This is a genomic window from Desulfobacterium sp. N47, from assembly GCF_051233685.1.
Classification (GTDB): Bacteria; Desulfobacterota; Desulfobacteria; order Desulfobacterales; family RPRI01; genus RPRI01.
Map to the genome: position 1 here is coordinate 1 of NZ_JBAMMY010000154.1, position 2,359 is coordinate 2,359.

Sequence of the window (2,359 nt, forward strand, 5' to 3'; positions counted from 1 at the left end):
AGCTCGGACGCCAGCAGAAAATAAAAAAAAGTGAAAATATTTTTTGCCTGGTAAATTTGCCTGAAAAATTGGGTTGAAATAAAAAATTGTGGGTTGAAAATCGTCGAGATTTTAGCCTGATAGACTTATTAAATTACCTCACGTTCCCCTATTTTCCTCCTAAAATTGTTTGACATCTGCTCCATTCGTGTGTATGTTGGGAACATACCATAAGGAGGTACATCATGCCCAAAACACGTATCAACATCAGTCTCGATCAGGATATTGCAGATTTCGCCCGGGTGTTTGCCGCGGAAAACCGCGTTACTGTTGCCGATTTGATGACGCAGTATCTGCTCAACCTGAAAAGAAAGGTTGAGGGCAGAAACGCTGAGTTCATTTTTGCAGACCCGGTGTTTCAGACCGCCATGCAGGAAGTTATGATCCGCCTCAAGGACGGCTCGGCTGTGTGGCATACCTACGACGAGGTGTTCGCGGAATGATTGAAGCGCGTTTAGAAGCAGCTTTTCTCAAAGCTTTAGAGAAGCATGCTTCCATCAGGAAACTGGTGAAAAACAAAGTCGAGATGATTCTTGAGAACCCCGTTTCAATGGGTGAATCCTTGAAGGGAAACTGGCAAGGGTTCTATTCCTGCCATGTCAAACGTAATTTCATTATCATTTACCTGTTCTGTGAGATCTGCCGGAAAAAAGGCGATGATGCCGTTATCCTTTGTTCAGACTGCGGAACGACCCCTGACCAGACAGTCAAGTTTGTGTTGCCTGGGCCGCATGATCAGGCGTACGGGGCTCATTGACAAGGGTATTACGAAGGCTTTCACTGAATTTTGTTCAAGTTCAAGGAAGGTGAAAATTTTAACCATTTTTATGATAACTGAGAATGCATTTTACAATGTGCATAAATATAGATAACTGACACTTTATGATCAAACGCAGCGCTGAATCTACCATTTATTCCCTGCTTAAAGGGTTTCCTGTTATAACTATTACCGGGCCGCGTCAGTCCGGTAAGACGACTCTGGCAAAAGCCGTATTTTCCGACAGACCATATGCATCCTTGGAAGATCCGGATATTCGCTTTGTCGCACAAGGTGATCCGCGGTCTTTTTTGGATCGTTTCCCCGATGGCGCAGTTATTGATGAAGTGCAGCGCTGTCCTGATATTATCTCATATCTTCAATCAAAAGTGGATGCGGATGAGCGTATGGGATTATATATTCTTACCGGATCGCAGCAATTCGGGTTAATGTCCGGCATTACCCAATCACTTGCCGGAAGAAGCGCTTTTATAGAATTGCTTCCATTTTCATTTGATGAATTGGAGCGGGCCGGCAAACAGCCGCCTGATACGGACCGGATGTTATTTACCGGCGGTTATCCGCCACTCTATGATCGTGAGGTAGAAGTCAGGGCGTGGTTTAGCGCTTATGTTACGGCATATCTGGAACGTGATGTCAGGCAGGTTTTAAAGGTGCAGGAACTGGAGACATTCCAGCGTTTTGTACGGCTTTGTGCTGGGCGTACCGGGCAACTCCTTAATTATTCTTCTCTGGCTTCAGAATGCGGTGTAACCCATAACACGGCCAAGGCATGGATCTCGGTACTGGAAGCCAGTTATATAGTGTTCCAACTCCGCCCACATCACGCAAATTTTAATAAGCGGCTGGTCAAGGCGTCAAAGCTTTATTTTTATGATGTCGGTCTTGTATCATGGCTATTGGGAATCCAGTCCCACGAGCAGATTGAAACGCATCCCTTAAGGGGAAACCTTTTTGAAACATTTGTGGTTTCAGAGGTGAAGAAATCTTTCTTCAATAGCGGTGAGCGACCGGGTCTGTACTTCTGGCGTGACAGCAATGGTGTTGAGGTTGATCTCATTATTGAACAGGGCGGAGGGATTACCCCGGTAGAGATAAAATCCGGCAAGACGGTAGTGCGGGATTTTTTCTCCGGCTTGGAAAAATGGATGACGCTGGCAGGTGATATGGCAATTGAGCCAACACTAATTTATGGCGGTGAAGACAACTATCGTCACAAGAATATACGCGTCATGGGCTGGCGTGACTCCGGGAATTTAAAAAATATAGGAACAAGGAAAAGTGGATAGTTGTGCAAGGCTCATTTTGATAGCAAAACCCAAGCCTTGTAAAGCTCGCATTTACCTCTGTCTTTATTGGAACGTTGCAGATGATATCAAAATAGTATAGGATATACTTAACTAAACTAAAGTTTCACTGTTTTTGAAGCCGTTCAAACATGGTTTTAAAATTTTGCGATATTTTTTCACAAAACATAAAAAGATGGCATGTAAAATGCGTTGCAATTTATATACCAAGTATTTCAAGCACTTACGTCAACTT

3 protein-coding genes are annotated in these 2,359 nt (G+C 44.0%); all 3 read left to right on the forward strand.

Annotated features, from left to right (window positions below):
* Positions 1 to 224: 224 nt before the first annotated feature.
* The 3 genes from VXK47_RS09765 (at position 225) to VXK47_RS09775 (ending at position 2,106) form a co-directional block, all read left to right on the forward strand.
* Positions 225 to 482: a hypothetical protein gene (locus tag VXK47_RS09765; RefSeq protein WP_435548593.1), complete on the forward strand. Its 258-nt coding sequence runs from the start codon at positions 225 to 227 to the stop codon at positions 480 to 482.
* Positions 479 to 796 (forward strand): hypothetical protein, encoded by a 318-nt coding sequence (locus tag VXK47_RS09770; RefSeq protein ID WP_435548594.1) that lies wholly within the window; start codon positions 479 to 481, stop codon positions 794 to 796. The genes VXK47_RS09765 and VXK47_RS09770 overlap by 4 nt, the downstream gene beginning before the upstream one ends.
* 125 nt (positions 797 to 921) lie before the next feature.
* Positions 922 to 2,106 (forward strand): ATP-binding protein, encoded by a 1,185-nt coding sequence (locus VXK47_RS09775; RefSeq protein ID WP_435548595.1) that lies wholly within the window; start codon positions 922 to 924, stop codon positions 2,104 to 2,106.
* Positions 2,107 to 2,359 lie beyond the last annotated feature (253 nt).

Excerpts from the sequence above, each read along its gene's own strand:
- VXK47_RS09770 (WP_435548594.1), top strand. The coding sequence starts at position 479 with ATGATTGAAGCGCGTTTAGAAGCAGCTTTTCTCAAAGCTTTAGAGAAG.
- VXK47_RS09765 (WP_435548593.1), top strand. The coding sequence starts at position 225 with ATGCCCAAAACACGTATCAACATCAGTCTCGATCAGGATATTGCAGAT.
- VXK47_RS09775 (WP_435548595.1), top strand. The coding sequence starts at position 922 with ATGATCAAACGCAGCGCTGAATCTACCATTTATTCCCTGCTTAAAGGG.